Raw genomic sequence first — 15,809 nt, 5'->3', positions numbered from 1 at the left:
CACGCACGCAAACGGGTGCTCAAGCTCTCGCTGCCTCAGAAAAAGCGCCCCTGGATGGACGCGATCTTCCGCCAAATCGAGGCCCGGCCACCACCCTTCGCTTACTCCATTGCATAATCCGGGTTCATCAATCGTCCTCTGCTTGCTGTCGCCGTCCAAAGCAAACTCGCCAAGAGCCTGTAAATAGGGCCTGGCATCGTCGTCACAACCGCCCTGCTGCCACAACTGAAGAATTCGCTGCGCACTCGCACGGCGCGCTGCCGGTGTGAACTCGGCGTGCCTCCACAGCATCTCCAACTCTCGAATCTGAGTTATCGCTGAATGGAAAATATAGTGTGGTGAATTGCTCAGACCTGGTGAGAGCGTGACTGCGTGCCGCCACGCGGGAGTGGTGGCCGCAAAGTCGTCTGGTTGCAGCGCTCTTGTGAGTGCCGAATCCTCCACTGATTCGTGAACGCAAAGCCAGAGAATATAACGAGTGAATCGCACCCGACCGCTGCGTATGTCCACGTCGCGGTGAGAGCAGTTGATGGGCGACCACGGGAAAAAACCGAGAAGGGATGCGCCAATCAACAACGCTGGCGCGCTCAGGACAAAAACCACGGCCCAACGGCAAATCTGGTATCTCCTTGTGGAATGACTCATGTGCAGTGACGGAGAAGTGGTTCATCAACAGTTTTGTTGGGGGCAACGCTTTTGCAGCCGATTGGTGAGAATATCAGCGGCTTGGAGCCTCACCCGTATTTTTTTAGCCATCTGTGCCGCATTCAGGCAACCATAATATCGGTTGAGGCACGGTGGACGGATCGTAGAGCCCGATAATGGCTGCATCATGATCTGCGAGCTCCTTGTCGGCTGGCTGGAGAGACATGGATGCTGGGCCGAGCGATTGTCAGCGCTGCGGTCATGTAATCGCATCATCCAGCACCTGCTTGGAATGCCCTGGCTCGATCTTTGCACATTGAACCTTGAACATCGCCCTCTGAACCGCCAAATCTCGCCCATGGTCACGCGCCACCTCCTTCTCCTCTTCGTTTTACTGAGCAGTTGCACCACGGTCAAAAGCGTTGGCACGAACGGCTTTCACTTTGGCAGACGGGTCATCACCGGTGAGATCCCACGCGCTGCCCGCTTCGTGAACGGCCAGGTGCGGCGTCTTTTTGGCTTCGGCCAGAGTGATGGCTCCTTCTGGTATGCCGATGAGATGCAGGGCAGGCCCAGCATCGTCATCAATCTAGGCGAGCAGATGGTCTATCTCTTCAAGGACGGTGAACTGGCCGGGGGCTCGCCCATTTCCTCTGGCTCCGAGGGTTATGACACCCGCCCCGGTCGATACAGCGTCATTGAGAAAGACATCGACCACAAATCTTCCATCTACGGCGACTACGAGGACATGCAGGCCAATGTCATCATGCAGAACATCGACAACCGCAAAGACCCGCGCCCGCCAGGCACGCGCTTCGAGGGGGCAAAGATGTACTACTTCATGCGCATCTACGGCGGTGTCGGCATGCACCAGGGTTATCTGCCCGGCCACCCCGCCTCCCATGGCTGCATCCGTCTCCCCGGTCACATGGCGGAGAAATTTTATTATGCCTGCCCGCAAGGCACTCCGGTGGAAGTGGTGCCGTGATCCGGGTCACGAATCCTACTCACAAACGTTCCGGCGCATGCAAATGCTCTGGCGGCGGATGGTCCGCGTCCACGTCATGCACCTCCATGATGCGCCCGTCGTCCATGCTGGCGATGCGGTTGGAGTGATGAAAAATGCGGTTGTCGTGTGTGACGATCAAGACGGCCCGGTCCTGGCCTCGCGCCACATGCTCGAAGAGCTCCATCACCACATGGCCGTTTTTCGCGTCGAGCGCGGCGGTCGGCTCGTCGCAGATGATCAGCTTTGGCTCATGTACCAGTGCGCGGGCGATGGCGACGCGCTGTTGCTGCCCGCCGGACAATTGCGAGGGCCGGTGCTTGATGCGGTCTCCCAATCCCACCTGAGCGAGCACTTCCCGCGCCCGCTTTTCCGCCTTGTGTGGTGACAGGCCCTGAATCAAGAGCGGCACGCTCACATTCTCCGCGCAGGTCAGCGTGGGGATGAGATTGAAGGCCTGGAAGATAAAGCCGATGTGATGCGCCCGGAACCGCGTGATCGCCGCCTTGCTCATCTTCCGCAGATCATGGCCGAACACGTCCAGTTCGCCCTCATCTGCCGCCAGCGTGCCTGCGATGATGCTGATGAGCGTTGTCTTGCCGCAGCCGGACGGCCCCACGAGCATCGTGATGTCCCCGCGCCGCACATCGAGATCAATGCCCTTCAGCACCTTGATCCGCGCCTCGCCATCTCCAAAACTCTTGGAGATGCCGCGCACTCGCGCCGCGAGCTGTTTGGATTCGTCATTCGTCATGCTGAATTTGTGTTTAACTCCTGAACACCATCGCAGGCTCCAGCCGGCTCACGCGCCAGATGCCCATCAGCGCCGCCAGCATGCAGATGCCCAAAACGACCGCCAGCACGGCGAAGGGCACGAACTCCGGCATGTAAAACGGCGGCTGCTCATTCTTGAGGGCCCCAAAAGCAAAGCCCGCCGTGCCCAGCAGGCCGATGCCGTAGCCGATGAGGCCCACGGTAAAGGCCTGCACGATCAACATCAGACAGAGGGTGCCGTTGGAAGCTCCCATGGCTTTCAAAGCACCGAGATGCCGCATGTTCTCCAGTACGAAGGAGTAAAACGTCTGGCAGCTCACCGCCATGCCCACCAGCAGGCCGATGATGACCGTGGTACCGAATGAAATCGGGATGCCGGTGTTCTTCACATACCACCAGACCGTCGAAACATTGAAGTTCGTCGTCGGCTTTTCGGGCGTCTGGCTCATGAACTCCTCAAAGCTGGCCTCGCGGTTGATGAATGCTTTCAATCCCGTTTCCTTGCGGATGTCCGCGATGGCCTGCTCCAGGGTCACGCCCTCGCGTGGGGCGCAGATCACCGCCTGCAGCATCTTGCGCTGCGCGGGGACATACTGCAGTGCCCGCTCATACGTCGTCCACACATAGGGCCCGCCGGTGAAGGAGTTTACCGCGTCCGCGATGCCAACCACGCGCGCTTCCTGGTCGTTGATCTCAAACGCGTCTCCGATTTTGACCTTGTCCCCGCGCTTCTTTGCCAGCCTCTGCACGCCGAGGTCGTCGATGATCACCGAATGCGGCAGGCGCAGCTTCATGAGGTCGCCTTGCAGCATTTTGGCCGGCGCTCCGGCCAGTGTGTTCGCGTCGATGCCGATGAGCTGGATGATCTTGAAGTTTCCGTTCTCCAACCGCACACGCTGGATGCCCGAGTAAATCGGCGAGGCCCAGGCCACGCTGCTGACGCTGCGCACGCGCGCCACATCCGTGTCCAGCAGCGGATTGGTCTCATTGGCCTGCTCCACCTTCTCCTCTACCACCCAGATCGGCGCGGGAACGTTTTTGAGGGTGGATTTCGTCCAGCTCATGAGTCCGCAGAACACTGCTGTCTGCTGCGCCATCAAAAACGTCGCCACCGCCAGACCTGCGACGAGCATGAGGTACTTCGCCGTGTCACCAAACAGCATTTTGAGGGCGAGGCGGAGCATGCGGGAAAGAGTTACGCTGAAAGCGCGCCATGCGGCGCACGGTTTTAACGCTTTCCGCCGCCGAACAAGCCGCCAAAACTGCTGCTGATCAGGCTGGCGAGCACGCTCTGAATCTGACCGCCGCTGGGGTTGTTGTCGTCGATCTGGCCCTTCGGCGTGAGTTTGTCGATCACCTGGGGCAGAAACTGCGCGAGCAGCGGCAGCACGGTCTGCGTTTGCATTCCCAGCTTGCTGGCGAGGCGTTGAATCTCATCCATGCCCACGGCGTTTTGCACCTGCTCGGCGTCGAGCGGCTTGTTTTCGCCCGTGCTCACCCAGGAGGCGAATTGCTCGCCGAAACCGGCCTTTTGAAACTGCCCCATCAACCCTTGCAGACCGCCGGCGTCGTTCAGCAGGCCGGAAAGCATCGCGGCAGGGTCTTGTTTGCCGCCGAGCAAGCCGCCCAGCGCGTTTTTGGCGAGTGAATCAAAGAGTCCCATGAGTGGCGGAGTGTGGGGGAGGGGAGGGTAAAGTCAAGGCTGCGCCCTCAAGCATCGTCAAGGTGGTCAAGTGTCGAGCCACATAGGTCACGACACTTAACGATTCCTTGACCTTTGACGGCGCAGCCTCCTTGACCACGCATCCCGAACCGCTACTCTTCCCACCCCCAAACCCTATCTACCACCCACCATGAGCCAAACCCACGAATTCCAGGCCGAAGTCAAACAAGTCCTCGATATCGTCATCCACAGCCTCTACACCGACCGCGAGATCTTCATCCGCGAGCTGGTGTCCAACGCCGCCGACGCGATGGAAAAGATGCGCCTCACCCAGCTCACGGAGAAGGACATTTTCGACGCCGCCGCCGAGTTGCAAATCAGCATCACCACGGATGAAGCCGCACGCACGCTCACCATCGCCGACGCAGGCATCGGCATGACGCGGGCCGAGTTGGTGGAAAACCTCGGCACCATCGCTCACTCGGGTTCCAAGGCCTTTGCCGCTGCTTTGAAGAACGCGGGCAAGCAAAACGACGCCCAGCTCATCGGCCAGTTCGGCGTCGGCTTTTACTCCGCCTTCATGGTGGCTGACAAAGTGGAGGTTCACACGCATTCCTGGCGCAATGACGGCGAGCACCTCGTCTGGACCAGCGACGGCAGCAGCAGCTACACGATTGATGAATCGTCTGATCAGGCGCGCGGCTGCAAAATCGTGCTGCATCTCAAGGAAGACGCCGCTGACTTCACCAAGCAGCACACGGTGAAGCAGATTATCGAGAAGCACTCTAACTTCGTCAGCTTCCCGCTCCTGCTCAACGGCGAGCGCGTCAATACCGTCGAGGCCCTGTGGCTCAAATCGAAGGACGGCATCACCGACGAGCAATACAAGGAGTTCTACAAGTTCACCGCTCACGCTTTCGATGATCCCAGCTACCGCCTGCACTTCCAGGCCGAGTCACCCATCGCTATCAACGCGCTGCTGTTCACGCCCACGCAGAACATGGAAGCCTACGGCATGGGCCAGATGGAGCCGAACGTCGGTCTCTACTGCAAAAAAGTCCTCATCGACCCAAAACCACGCAAACTGCTGCCAGAGTGGATGCGCTTCGTTCGCGGCGTCATCGACAGCGAAGACCTGCCGCTGAACATCTCCCGCGAAAGCATGCAGGACAGCGCCCTCGTGCGCAAACTCGGCGATGTCGTCGCCAAGCGTCTGCTGAAGCACCTCGACAAAGAAGCTCTCGAAGACTCGAAGAAGTACAACGATTTCTACAAAGATTTCAGCCGCTTCTTCAAAGAAGGCATCGCCACCGATCACACGAACCGCGACGCCATTGCCAAGCTGCTGCGCTTTGAATCCAGCATGACCGAGGCGGGCGAGACGGTCAGCCTCACCGACTATGTGAAGCGCATGAAGGAAGGCCAGACCGCGATCTACTATCAAGTCGCCACCTCGCGCAACAGTATCGAAACCGGCCCGTACGTCGCCGCTTTCAAAGAGAAGGGCTTTGAAGTGCTCTACATGTTCGAGCACATCGACGAATACGTCATTTCCAGCCTCAGCAAGTTCGAGGACAAAGACCTCAAGTCGGTCAACGCCCCCGACATCGACCTTGGAGACGCCACCGGCGAGGGTGAAAGCCTCCCCGAAGCCGAAGCCACCACCCTGTGCGACTGGATCAAGGAACGCCTCACTGCCCAGGTCGAAACCGTCCGCACCGGCAAACGTCTCGTCGGTTCCCCGGCCCTCGTGCTGACCCCCGAAGGCGAAATGACGCCGCAGATGCGTCAGATGATGAAGGCCCTTGGCAAAGACGGCGACATGCCCGGCTCCAAGGTCATCTTTGAGATCAACCCGCGCCACAGCCTCGTCAAAGGCCTCTCCAAACTCCACCAAAGCGACCCCGAGACGGCAGGACTCATCTCTGAGCAGATCCTCGACAACGCTTTGCTTAGCGCTGGTCTTCTCGACGAGCCTCAACGCATCATCGAGCGCACCCAGAAGCTCATGGAGAAGCTGGCGCAGTAAAAGTACTCGTGGGCTTCAGCCCGCGAAACCGACAAAGGCCGAAACGAGTGCGTTTCGGCCTTTTTCGTTTTGCCGTTTTAGACTGCTCAAGATTCAGCTTCTCAAACCCGCTGCACCACCACAACCAGATGCTTCTCCGGCCACTGGTCATACTCCAGATGGCGGATCACGCAGCCAGATTCGACGATGAGGTGGCACAAAGCGGGTAGACCGGGCGTGGCATGATACATGGGCACGCCCATGCGGGCGTTTTGCACCTCGTCGGGCTCATCAATGCCGCCAGTGCTGAGGATCATCACGCCGCCGGGAACGAGCGCGTGCAGGAGTTTCGTCCAAACGGTCTCCTGCGAGGCCAGCGGTGCATGCCAGACGCTGTCCCAGGCGCTGATGAAGTCGTAGGCATGGGGCGGCTTCCATTCGACGAGGTCGGCGTGGTGGAAAACGATCTGCGGATGCCGCTGGCGGGCCAGGCGGATCATTTCGGCGGAAATGTCGATGCCTTCGACTTCAAAGCTGCGCTCCATCAGCAAGTCGATGAACCTCCCGCTGCTGCCGCAGCCCACATCAAGCGCCTTGCCTGGGGTTCGCACGAATTGCAGCGCACGAAGGTGTTGGGACATGCCATTGTCACGCTGAAAATCAGAACCGGCCCACTGCGGTGCGAGCACGTCATAACTTTGGGCGACCTCCGCAGGGGACATGGGTTTCGATTCACGCATGAATTAGTGGGTGATCCAAGCTATTCCCGCTGCTTGCCAAGAAGGCGAGAATAAATGCGTCCGACTGTTTGACAAAACGCATCACTGGTCTAGTCTCGTGGCCCGCTGCTTCCGAGCAGTGGGACTGGCGAAAGCCAAACGCACCCGTAGCTCAACGGATTAGAGCATCTGACTACGGATCAGAAGGTTTCAGGTTCGAATCCTGACGGGTGCGCCACTCATAATCAATGAGTTAGGAATGTTGTTGGATGGAGTCAAAATCCGACTCGGACACTATTCGGACACTTTTTGAGTTTATCATTGGGCGGCCTTGGACCAAGTGACTCGGGTTAAAACTGAGCGTGGGCTTTGGTTCCACATTTGGACGGTGCAATTTCATTAACCGGGAACGCAGCATCACATTGAGTTCCAGTTACTCGTGTCATCACCATGTGGCTGGGCGAGCGTCTGCAATTCCCCATCCTTCCGCGTTATAGATACTTGAGCGACCGGGGGCTTATCCTTGGTTGTCTCATCCACCCACCATGCCACGGCGAACGCATTATTCGCCCTGCATCGACCGGGTCATCATCTGCGCGTTGTATCATGAAGGCCGGCGGTTACGTCGGCCCATGACTACGCTGGTCAACGATCTCCTTACCTCCTGTCTGCGTGACACGGAGGGCTGGAGCATCGCCGCCAAGCAGTTGAGCGTCCCGGCGCAGGGCCGCACTCAAGAGGCAGCCACCAACGGCTAGCCGCACCACGCTGCCACGGCATTCCCGTCCACATCACACCCGGTCTCTCTCACGAGGGGCCGGGTGTTTTGTTGGCGGGCGTCGTGGCGGCTGCTTCACCACCGCAATCCACCAACCCTCAAACACACACCCTCCAAGGAGACACATCATCATGGCTATCAAACTCAGCGCCAACTACAGCAAAAAACTCGGGCTGCCCCTGTACAGCAGCCACAGCTTCAGCGCTTCCGTTGAAGTCGAACTCAGCGACATCACCCAGGCCGAATCGGAAGTGCAGAAGCTTTACCAACTTCTGCAACACTCGGTCGATCAGGAAATCCAGCACCCCGGGTTCATCCCTGGCTCCAACGGCAACGGTCGCGTACAACCACAACATACCAATGGCAACGGTCGCAGTTACCCGCTGCCACCTAACGGCCGCACCAGCCATGGTTCCAATGGTCACCCGCAGCCCCGTACTACAGGTGATGCCTGGAACTGTACGGAAGGTCAGCGCGGCTTCATCTTGCGCATCATCAGCGACAACAAGATGGAGAAACAGGAAGTTGAGGATCTATCAGAACAGCTCTTCGGCACCGGCGTGAAGCAGCTCAACAAGATGCAGGCTTCCCAGCTCATTGATGACCTGCTGGTCAAGGCCGGTAAACCCGCCACGCGCCAGACGCGCTGGCAGCCCTCCGAACCCATCAACCATCAGGCCGCATGAACACCGTCGCTGAAGCTCCCCCACCCCCAGAGCGCAGCGAACAGGACATCATCCGTGCATTGCAGGAAACCGTTTCAGCTTCACGGCTGTTCCTGTTCCTGCAATGCCGGCTGAAGTTTTACTATCGTTACGTGCTCAAACTGCAGAAGCCTAAAACCACCTCACTCCACCTTGGCAGTGCGGTGCATGCCGTCCTGAAGGCCTGGAACAAGGCACGTTGGCTGCAGCAGCCGCTCACCCTGAAGGAAGTCCACGCGACTTACCTCAACGCGTGGGCGGACACCACCGAAGGCCCCGTCTCATGGGAGCCCGGTGAAGAAGAAACCGACAAGACCACCGGCTGGCGCTTGTGCGATACCTACCTGCGGGAACATCATGTTCCGGCAGAGATCAAACCCGACGCCGTGGAGGTATCCATCGAAGCCGACCTGCGTGAGCACGGCTTGCCCCGCCTGATCGGCATCCTCGATCTGGTGCAACAGGGCCACATCATCGACTACAAGACCACCTCCTCCACGCCTCATGCGGAGAAGGTCGCGCACAGCACCGAGATCCAGACCAGCAGCTACGCCGTGCTTTACCGTCACAACACGGGCCGCAATGAGACCGGCGTACAACTCCATCACCTGGTCAAACTCAAGAACCCCAAGGTGGTCATCACCCCACTGCCAGCCATGACAGCAGCGCAACAAACGCGGCTGTTCCGGCAGATGGAGGCCTACCTCGAAGGCTTGCAGCGCCGCGACTTCATCCCGTCCCCCGGGATGCACTGCGCAAGTTGCGAGTACTTCAACGAGTGCCGCCTATGGCACTGACACCCCAACAACCCGCCGCAGGTTCGTGCCACATGCACGGCCCTGCGGCATCACCCCTTTTATCATCACCACATGAAACCTCTCATCACCATCCTTCTCCTGCTGTTCGCGGTTGTCCCGCTGCACGCAGGCTGGTTCTTCGACGATCCGCCTCCGCCACCACCGGATCTTGGTCCGGAATACCGCGCGAAGATCAACTCTCTTGAAGAGCAAATATCGGAACAACACGCCACCACCACCCGCTGGGAAGTTGCCACCGGCACTCTCGCCCTGGGCTGCGTGTTGTTGTTTGTCATTGGAACCGCCCTCGGGGCCAAAACACGTCAACACTATGATGCCACACGAAGACTGGGACGAACCATCCCAACCACCACAGCAAGCCCGGCAACTGCCAACGGTGCCCACCACCACCTGGGCGAAACAGATGCGACAGATCGTCATCCGTCGCTGGCAGCCTGAACCGCTGCCGGAACCGGAGGTCGATCACGACCTGCCGCAACTCAGCGCCATTGAGCGTTCTGCCGAGGTGATCAGTTTCACCTGTCGCCGGTTTGAATACTGGATCTCACCGCAGGGCGTCCTGCGTGAATGGTTCAAGTTCAACCTGCGTCTCGCGCTCGGACTAGTGGTGCCCGCCATGCTGGTAGCACCGCTGGTCACGCTGGCCTTGCAGCAGTTCAACGAGTGGATCGACCTCATCACGCGGACCACCTCCAACATGGTGCTCGTCCCGCTCTCGGCCATGCTGGTCATCGGCCTCATCTGTGGGCTCATTTCCATCGGGAAATCGATTCTCACGATGCGCCTGCGCCAGCAGCAGCAGCAACAACAGCAACGCCGCGATCCCTACAACTACTGACGCGGCAACCTCCCACCCACACCTCAACCCCACGAGAGTCGGATGATCGCAGGATCGTCCGGCTCTTTTCATTTCAAGAAAGGACACTCACTCCATGGAAAGCATCACTCTGTACTTCCGCTCTGGTCCCTCCGACAAAGTGTATCAGGCCAGCATCTGTCCCAAGGATGCCGGCTATCTCGTACACTTCGCCTATGGCCGGCGCGGCTCCACGCTCAGCACCGGCAGCAAGACGCCAGCGCCGGTTGAATACCCCATCGCCAAAGGCATCTACGACAAGCTCATCCGGGAAAAGCTCGCGAAGGGCTACACGCCCGGAACCGACGCGGGCACCACCACGCCGCCGGGTTCACCCGGCCGGCATAGCGGCATCCAATGCCAGCTCCTCAATCCCATCAACGAACAGCAGCTCGACCAGTTCTTGTTCAACCCCGACTACTGGATGCAGGAGAAGCTCGATGGCCGTCGCCTGCTCCTCCGCAAAGACGGCGACCAAATCACTGGCATCAACCGCCTGGGATTTCCCACGGCGGTTCCTGAAGCCATCGCCCGCAGTGCCGCCCAATACCCGCGTGACTTCCTGCTCGATGGTGAGGCGGTCGGAGACACCTTCCATGTCTTTGATCTGCTGACCATCGGACCGGAGGACATGCGTCATCGGGCATTCTCGGTGCGCTACCTGCGGCTGCGCGACATGCTCAACGCCTTCGATCACCCCCACATTCATGAGGTCAGAGTGTTCTTCACGCCTGGCATGGCGGGATGGTTCGCCCAGTTCAAGCAGGAGGGCAGGGAAGGGGTGGTGTTCAAACACAAGGACGCGCCGTACATTCCCGGCCGTCCCAACAGCGGCGGCAGCCAGCTCAAGTACAAGTTCTACGAGACTGCCTCGTTCATCGTCACCAAGGCGAACGACAAGCGCAGCGTCTCATTGATCCTGTTCCACGGCGACAAAGTACGCCCCGCCGGCAACGTCACCATCCCGCCCAACCACGACGTTCCCGCCGCCGGCAGTGTCGTGGAATGCCGCTACCTCTACGCGTTCCAGGAATCCGGCTCCATCTACCAGCCGGTTTACCTCGGGCCGCGCGATGACATCCGAGCCGCTGAATGCACCACTGCCCAGCTCAAGTACAAAGCTCAGGAAATGCAGGCAGCCGCCTAGCCAACCCAACCACGCTGCCAGCCCATGCGTCCTCACCGGTGCAGGGGCTGCTGGCGTTTAACCCACATTCTCTTATGCAACCCATCACACTTCCGGTCGATGAACTCAAAGCCGCCATCACAGGGCTTGGCAAGGTCATCGGCCCACGCCCATCGCTTGCCATTCTAGGCAACATCAAAGTCGAACGCACTGCCGACGGCTGGATCGCTCTCACCAGCACCGACCTCGACCGCTTTGTCACCCTGCGTCTTGAACATCCCGCCGCAGGCCCGCCTGCCACCATCCTGCTCCCTTACGATCAACTCGCCCAAGTCGTCAAAAACTGCGGTCGGGGCGAGGCCATCGAAGTCGAGGCAAGTCCCGAGGCCAGCATCATCCGCTTCCCGCTCGGCAACGAGACCGGGGAATCAAAGGTCCCCTTCGTGGTTCCTGACGAGTTCCCGCAGACTCCGCGCTTGAAGGCTGAAGCCATCCCGCTGCCATCCGATCTGCGCCGTTCACTGCTCGAAGCCATGGACTGCGCCAGCATCGACAGTACCCGCTACGTGCTCAACGGCGCGTTCATCGACACTGGCAACCCCAAGGCCAACTACATCGTCGGCACGGACGGCAAGCATCTGTACAGCGCCAACTCCTTTGCGCTGCCACTCAAACGCTCTGTCATCTTGCCAAGCCACAAGTTCCTCGGCTGGAAGGAATTTAATCATGATGGCGAATGGCAGTTCAAGGCCGATGACAAACATGTCCAGGTGTCCACACGACGCTGGCGGTTCATCAGCAAACAGATTGAAGGAACCTACCCCAATTGGCGGCAAACGGTTCCCAATCCGGCTGATGCGAAAACGATCATCACGCTCGACCCGGCTAAACTGGACACGCTCATCAAGCTCATCCAGCGCATGCCTTGTCACGATGAACGGTTGTTCTGCATCGGCCTCGAATGGAAGGACGGGCAGTTCCTGCTGCTCGGCAAAGATACAGCGAACGAACCCTGGCTGCGCGTGCCCGTGCCGGACGTGAAAGCGGCCGGCCCGGAAATGACAATCTTCGTCAACCGCAAGCTGCTCACCAAGGCACTGCAGTACGGCCTCAACACGATCAGCCTTATCGATTCGCGTTCGCCCCTGCGCTTCCATAGCCAAGGCAAGCAGATGATCGTCATGCCGCTCCGCCTTGAGTGCGCTCCCGCGCCACCACCAAACCAAACACCCGCTCCTGTGCGCGTGCCCACCGCACCGTCACCCGCAGCAGCACAACCACCCGTAACTCAACCCCCAGCCAACAAACTCATGATCACGACTCCAAACTCCGAAGGCCCAACCGGCAACGACAGCAAATCCACCCTCGAAGAAGCCATCGACCTGACCCTGCAAATCCGGGACAAGTTTACGGATGGGTTCAACCTCATCCGCGACCTATCCTTGAAGCTGAAGTGCATCCACCGCGAACACAAGACCAACAGCCGTGAGTTCAACTCCGTGCGCTCCACCCTGCGCACCCTGCAAGGCCTCAAGCTGTAACCCAACACCCCCACATCTCAACCCAAGGCCGGATGCGCATTTGCGTGTCCGGCCTTTTTCATTCCAGAAAGGAACACACGACTATGATTGCCAATTTTGATCTACTTGCCCCCGTTATCCCACCACGCCGCAGCCCCAATCTCACCCTGCACTGCGGTGCTTCCCATGTGGACCTCGAAGAAGTCCGCGCCGTTTCGACTCCGCGTCACACCGACAGTTGGTGCCCCATTCCACATCATCAACTCATCACCACCGTGCAGCGCACCCTGGCCACCACCAACTTGCGCATCGGCACCCAAGCGCACTCGTTGTTGCATGAAGGCAGCGTTACTTCGGCCTCATGGAAGTCCACGCCCAGAAAGCCAGCGATGACTACTGCTGGGGGCTTGGCCTGCGGAACAGCCACGAAAAACGTTCCCCGCCGGCATCGTCGCCGGAGCCAGTGTGTTCGTGTGCGACAACCTGGTGCGCCGTGAGGCGTGAATCATGAACGCAGGGACAGCCCTGCCATTCTAGCTGAAAATGAATGACTCCAACAACCTAACCTTGGCCCGGCAACGGGATGAGACTTCGAAAGAAGCGGGGGACAATAGCATGGTTGTAAAGCCGCTGTGCGGGAATCTGGATATTCCCCAGAGTCAGCGGCAAGGAGAGGAACATATGGCGAAAGCTAAACTGACTGAACCCCAGACCCATACCGGAGGATCGCACTCACTGCCCACACCAGATAAGGAGCAGCATCCCCATGACACTCGTTCTTATAGGTTGAACGAGCCGCATCAGCCAGGGGACGGTGCCGGCAATAAGCCGGACAACGGTCGAACGGGGCGCCTACATGTTCACGATCATCATGATTCATGTACCACGGGATCGCCTACACAGGAGGCAACTCCTGCACGGCGACGGAGTCTCCATAGTACCCAACGTGCCCGGTTAACACCGGGTGCAGCCAGCCGCAAGGCTGGTCGAAGCCAAGGCATAACCGACGAGCAATCGGAGGGAACAGCCCGCGCCTATCGGGGGAAGGGAGACAGTCAGAACAACCAAGAAGAACGTTTCAATGGAGGACAACCAATGTTGACCGATAAAACGATAAAACGACTTCAAGGACTATCTCAGTGCTCACGCAACGGGCACAAGGTGCAGAGAGTGTTTCAACTGATGACCAACTATCCAGACCTCTGGAACGAGGTCAGTTGCAAAATCAGCCGGAACAAAGGGGCCGCTACTCCCGGGGTCGATGGACATATCCATGCCGACATCTGCGATAGAATGGACCTCATCCGTGAAATACTCCGCAAGGGTGAATACCGCCCGAAACCGACACGCCGGGTTTACATCCCCAAGAAAAGCGGAAAACTCCGTCCACTTGGGATACCGACGGCTGCCGACAAGCTCGTCCAAGCCATGGCCGCGCGCATTCTGGAGGAAATCTACGAGCCGGTCTTTTCAGACCACTCCCACGGCTTCCGCAAGGAACGCTCCTGCCACACGGCCCTCGACGAGCTGAAACACAACTGGAACGGCACGAAATGGATTATCGAAGCAGACATCCGCGGATGCTTCGACAACATCAATCACGACGTGCTCATGGAACTGCTGGCCAACAAGATCGAAGACCGATGCTTCCTCAAGCTCATTCGCTCTTTCCTGCAGGCCGGATACCTCGAAGACTGGGTTTACCACCGCACCTACAGCGGCACTCCGCAAGGAGGCACGGTATCTCCCATTCTCGCGAACATCTACCTGCATGAACTCGATGAGTGGCTCAAACAGAAAGCCCAATCCTTCAACAAAGGAGCGACCCGTACGCCCAACCCGGAATACAAGCAATTGTATGGACGGTACCAACGTGCGCTCTATCGCTCCCACGACCTGAAGGACGAAGGCCGACTCGATGAAGCCGAGAAGCTCGAACCGCTGATCCGGCAACTGAAGGCTCAATACCTCCAATGCCAAACCACGCAGACCCATGATCCGAACTTCAGGCGCATGCGCTTTGTGAGATATGCCGATGATTTTGTCATCAGCCTCATCGGATCAAAAGCAGACGCTCAGCAAATCCTCGCTGACCTCAACGTGTTCATGACACAGAGGTTGAAGGTGGAACTGGCAGATGACAAGACAGGCATCGTTCACGCTACCGAGGGAACCCGTTTCCTCGGCTACGACATCAAAATCGTCAGCAGTCCCAACCGTGTCCGCAGGACACGGGGCGGAACCAGACGGTCGATGATGGTCGGAGTGGCGACGCTGGAATGGCCGATGGAACGCGCGCTCAAGTTCGCTTGCGAACGCGGCTACATTGACGACCTCCAGCATCGGAAGCCCCGGTCAAGAACACCCCTGCTGCATCTGTCAGAGGAGGAGATCATCCGACGCTATACTCAGGAACTCAGAGGCGTGAGCAGCTACTACTCACGTGCGAAGAACTGGCGACACGTCGGCAATCAACTCCACTGGTTGTGCAAAGACAGTCTGGTAAGAACCTTGGCGGCAAAGAATCGCGCCAAACGCACCGACACCTATACCCGCCTGAAAATGGGCAACTCCCTCGGAATCTCACGGGACGAAAAGGCCATCATGCTGCTTCCACCTGCCAAGTGGAAGCGCTACAAGCCTGTCCATCCCGACTGGAAACCACAGGGCAGCATCCCCAGCTTTCAGTGCAACAAAGCCTGAGATGGCAATGTTCGATAGAGAGCCGAGTGCGCTGAAAGGCGCACGTTCGGTTCGGAGGGGGGAGCAGCCAGATCCTTCACAGGATTTGGCGCTCCTACCCTACTCATTCAGCGGCGAGATCAAGTTCGCCCGCAAACACACCCGGTTCATCGTGCGTGATTTGCCGCAACTGGTCAGTCGCTCCATCGGCCTGCTGCTGGCCAAATGGCATGATCAGGACAAACGCATCGCCGCCTACAAAGAGGCGAACATTACCGACATCGAAGCCCATGATCTCGTCATCCGGGCCGCGGATGTCGGTGTGTGCTCCAACCGTCTGATCCCACCCGTCCTGCGTGAGTGGCGCGAGCCACGGTATGACACCTTCGAGTCACGCAATGTTTGGAGCCTGTTCAACGCATTCACCGAATCGCTGAAAGACGGCAATCACGCCGAACTCCCCAAGCGCACCGAGGCGCTGCACGGTCTGCTCGACACTCACGTCGGCCT

15 protein-coding genes, 1 tRNA gene and 1 pseudogene are annotated in these 15,809 nt (G+C 58.8%); 12 read left to right on the top strand and 5 right to left on the bottom strand.

Going from position 1 to position 15,809, the window contains the following annotated elements; translation table 11 throughout:
* Positions 1-1,003: 1,003 nt before the first annotated feature.
* Positions 1,004-1,633, top strand: a complete 630-nt coding sequence (locus ACILSI_RS25195; RefSeq protein WP_395724688.1) for a L,D-transpeptidase family protein — start codon at positions 1,004-1,006, stop codon at positions 1,631-1,633.
* Positions 1,634-1,652: 19 nt separating this feature from the next.
* Here ACILSI_RS25195 and ACILSI_RS25190 read toward each other — a convergent pair whose 3' ends face one another.
* The 3 genes from ACILSI_RS25190 to ACILSI_RS25180 are packed head-to-tail and all read right to left on the bottom strand — an operon-like array spanning position 1,653 to position 4,088.
* On the bottom strand, positions 1,653-2,405 hold the full coding sequence (locus ACILSI_RS25190) for an ABC transporter ATP-binding protein (RefSeq protein ID WP_395724687.1): 753 nt from the start codon (positions 2,403-2,405) through the stop codon (positions 1,653-1,655).
* Between the two features lie 13 nt (positions 2,406-2,418).
* Positions 2,419-3,609, bottom strand: coding sequence for an ABC transporter permease (locus tag ACILSI_RS25185; protein ID WP_395724686.1), 1,191 nt, complete (start codon positions 3,607-3,609; stop codon positions 2,419-2,421).
* A 44-nt stretch (positions 3,610-3,653) separates the two neighbouring features.
* Positions 3,654-4,088 (bottom strand): YidB family protein, encoded by a 435-nt coding sequence (locus tag ACILSI_RS25180; protein WP_395724685.1) that lies wholly within the window; start codon positions 4,086-4,088, stop codon positions 3,654-3,656.
* Between the two features lie 190 nt (positions 4,089-4,278).
* On the opposite strand from ACILSI_RS25180, the gene htpG reads away from it, so the two are divergent.
* Positions 4,279-6,117: a molecular chaperone HtpG gene (htpG, locus tag ACILSI_RS25175; protein WP_395724684.1), complete on the top strand. Its 1,839-nt coding sequence runs from the start codon at positions 4,279-4,281 to the stop codon at positions 6,115-6,117.
* Between the two features lie 101 nt (positions 6,118-6,218).
* On the opposite strand, the gene ACILSI_RS25170 is transcribed toward htpG, so the two are convergent.
* On the bottom strand, positions 6,219-6,836 hold the full coding sequence (locus ACILSI_RS25170) for a class I SAM-dependent methyltransferase (protein ID WP_395724683.1): 618 nt from the start codon (positions 6,834-6,836) through the stop codon (positions 6,219-6,221).
* 140 nt (positions 6,837-6,976) lie between these two features.
* Here ACILSI_RS25170 and ACILSI_RS25165 point away from each other — a divergent pair.
* The 8 genes from ACILSI_RS25165 to ACILSI_RS25130 all read left to right on the top strand — a co-directional run bounded on the left by ACILSI_RS25165 (position 6,977) and on the right by ACILSI_RS25130 (position 12,638).
* Positions 6,977-7,053, top strand: a tRNA-Arg gene (locus ACILSI_RS25165).
* Positions 7,054-7,447: 394 nt separating this feature from the next.
* Positions 7,448-7,573 (top strand): hypothetical protein, encoded by a 126-nt coding sequence (locus ACILSI_RS25160; protein ID WP_395724682.1) that lies wholly within the window; start codon positions 7,448-7,450, stop codon positions 7,571-7,573.
* A 151-nt stretch (positions 7,574-7,724) separates the two neighbouring features.
* Positions 7,725-8,279, top strand: a complete 555-nt coding sequence (locus tag ACILSI_RS25155) for a hypothetical protein (RefSeq protein ID WP_395724681.1) — start codon at positions 7,725-7,727, stop codon at positions 8,277-8,279.
* Positions 8,276-9,094: a RecB family exonuclease gene (locus tag ACILSI_RS25150; protein ID WP_395724680.1), complete on the top strand. Its 819-nt coding sequence runs from the start codon at positions 8,276-8,278 to the stop codon at positions 9,092-9,094. Before ACILSI_RS25155 ends, ACILSI_RS25150 begins: the two co-directional genes overlap by 4 nt.
* 72 nt (positions 9,095-9,166) lie before the next feature.
* Positions 9,167-9,553, top strand: coding sequence for a hypothetical protein (locus ACILSI_RS25145; protein ID WP_395724679.1), 387 nt, complete (start codon positions 9,167-9,169; stop codon positions 9,551-9,553).
* The gene (locus tag ACILSI_RS25140; RefSeq protein ID WP_395724678.1) at positions 9,519-9,953 is read left to right on the top strand and encodes a hypothetical protein; all 435 of its coding nucleotides are present in this window, start codon (positions 9,519-9,521) and stop codon (positions 9,951-9,953) included. Before ACILSI_RS25145 ends, ACILSI_RS25140 begins: the two co-directional genes overlap by 35 nt.
* Positions 9,954-10,047: 94 nt before the next feature.
* Positions 10,048-11,118 carry a DNA ligase gene (locus ACILSI_RS25135; protein WP_395724677.1) on the top strand — a complete coding sequence of 357 codons (1,071 nt, stop codon included), beginning with the start codon at positions 10,048-10,050 and terminating at the stop codon, positions 11,116-11,118.
* Positions 11,119-11,192: 74 nt separating this feature from the next.
* A complete protein-coding gene (locus ACILSI_RS25130; RefSeq protein ID WP_395724676.1) occupies positions 11,193-12,638 on the top strand; it encodes a DNA polymerase III subunit beta in 1,446 nt (481 codons plus the stop codon).
* A gap of 101 nt (positions 12,639-12,739) precedes the next feature.
* On the opposite strand, the gene ACILSI_RS25125 is transcribed toward ACILSI_RS25130, so the two are convergent.
* Positions 12,740-12,955 carry a hypothetical protein gene (locus tag ACILSI_RS25125; RefSeq protein WP_395724675.1) on the bottom strand — a complete coding sequence of 72 codons (216 nt, stop codon included), beginning with the start codon at positions 12,953-12,955 and terminating at the stop codon, positions 12,740-12,742.
* A 205-nt stretch (positions 12,956-13,160) separates the two neighbouring features.
* On the opposite strand from ACILSI_RS25125, the gene ACILSI_RS25120 reads away from it, so the two are divergent.
* Positions 13,161-15,320, top strand: a complete 2,160-nt coding sequence (locus ACILSI_RS25120) for a reverse transcriptase domain-containing protein (protein ID WP_395724674.1) — start codon at positions 13,161-13,163, stop codon at positions 15,318-15,320.
* An 85-nt stretch (positions 15,321-15,405) separates the two neighbouring features.
* A pseudogene (locus tag ACILSI_RS25115) lies at positions 15,406-15,809 on the top strand (DUF932 domain-containing protein); the annotation flags it as partial.

Source organism: Prosthecobacter sp. (genome assembly GCF_044232965.1).
Lineage (GTDB): Bacteria > Verrucomicrobiota > Verrucomicrobiia > Verrucomicrobiales > Verrucomicrobiaceae > Prosthecobacter.
This window is presented reverse-complemented; position numbering and strand designations above follow the sequence as displayed.

Coding starts and splice junctions, on each gene's coding strand:
- ACILSI_RS25130 (WP_395724676.1), top strand. CDS start 11,193: ATGCAACCCATCACACTTCCGGTCGATGAACTCAAAGCCGCCATCACA.
- ACILSI_RS25125 (WP_395724675.1), bottom strand. CDS start 12,955: ATGCAACAACGAGTGCGCTTGGGTGCCGATGCGCAAGTTGGTGGTGGC.
- ACILSI_RS25180 (WP_395724685.1), bottom strand. CDS start 4,088: ATGGGACTCTTTGATTCACTCGCCAAAAACGCGCTGGGCGGCTTGCTC.
- htpG (WP_395724684.1), top strand. CDS start 4,279: ATGAGCCAAACCCACGAATTCCAGGCCGAAGTCAAACAAGTCCTCGAT.
- ACILSI_RS25135 (WP_395724677.1), top strand. CDS start 10,048: ATGGAAAGCATCACTCTGTACTTCCGCTCTGGTCCCTCCGACAAAGTG.
- ACILSI_RS25150 (WP_395724680.1), top strand. CDS start 8,276: ATGAACACCGTCGCTGAAGCTCCCCCACCCCCAGAGCGCAGCGAACAG.
- ACILSI_RS25170 (WP_395724683.1), bottom strand. CDS start 6,836: ATGCGTGAATCGAAACCCATGTCCCCTGCGGAGGTCGCCCAAAGTTAT.
- ACILSI_RS25155 (WP_395724681.1), top strand. CDS start 7,725: ATGGCTATCAAACTCAGCGCCAACTACAGCAAAAAACTCGGGCTGCCC.
- ACILSI_RS25195 (WP_395724688.1), top strand. CDS start 1,004: ATGGTCACGCGCCACCTCCTTCTCCTCTTCGTTTTACTGAGCAGTTGC.
- ACILSI_RS25185 (WP_395724686.1), bottom strand. CDS start 3,609: ATGCTCCGCCTCGCCCTCAAAATGCTGTTTGGTGACACGGCGAAGTAC.
- ACILSI_RS25145 (WP_395724679.1), top strand. CDS start 9,167: ATGAAACCTCTCATCACCATCCTTCTCCTGCTGTTCGCGGTTGTCCCG.
- ACILSI_RS25120 (WP_395724674.1), top strand. CDS start 13,161: ATGAATGACTCCAACAACCTAACCTTGGCCCGGCAACGGGATGAGACT.
- ACILSI_RS25160 (WP_395724682.1), top strand. CDS start 7,448: ATGACTACGCTGGTCAACGATCTCCTTACCTCCTGTCTGCGTGACACG.
- ACILSI_RS25140 (WP_395724678.1), top strand. CDS start 9,519: ATGCGACAGATCGTCATCCGTCGCTGGCAGCCTGAACCGCTGCCGGAA.
- ACILSI_RS25190 (WP_395724687.1), bottom strand. CDS start 2,405: ATGACGAATGACGAATCCAAACAGCTCGCGGCGCGAGTGCGCGGCATC.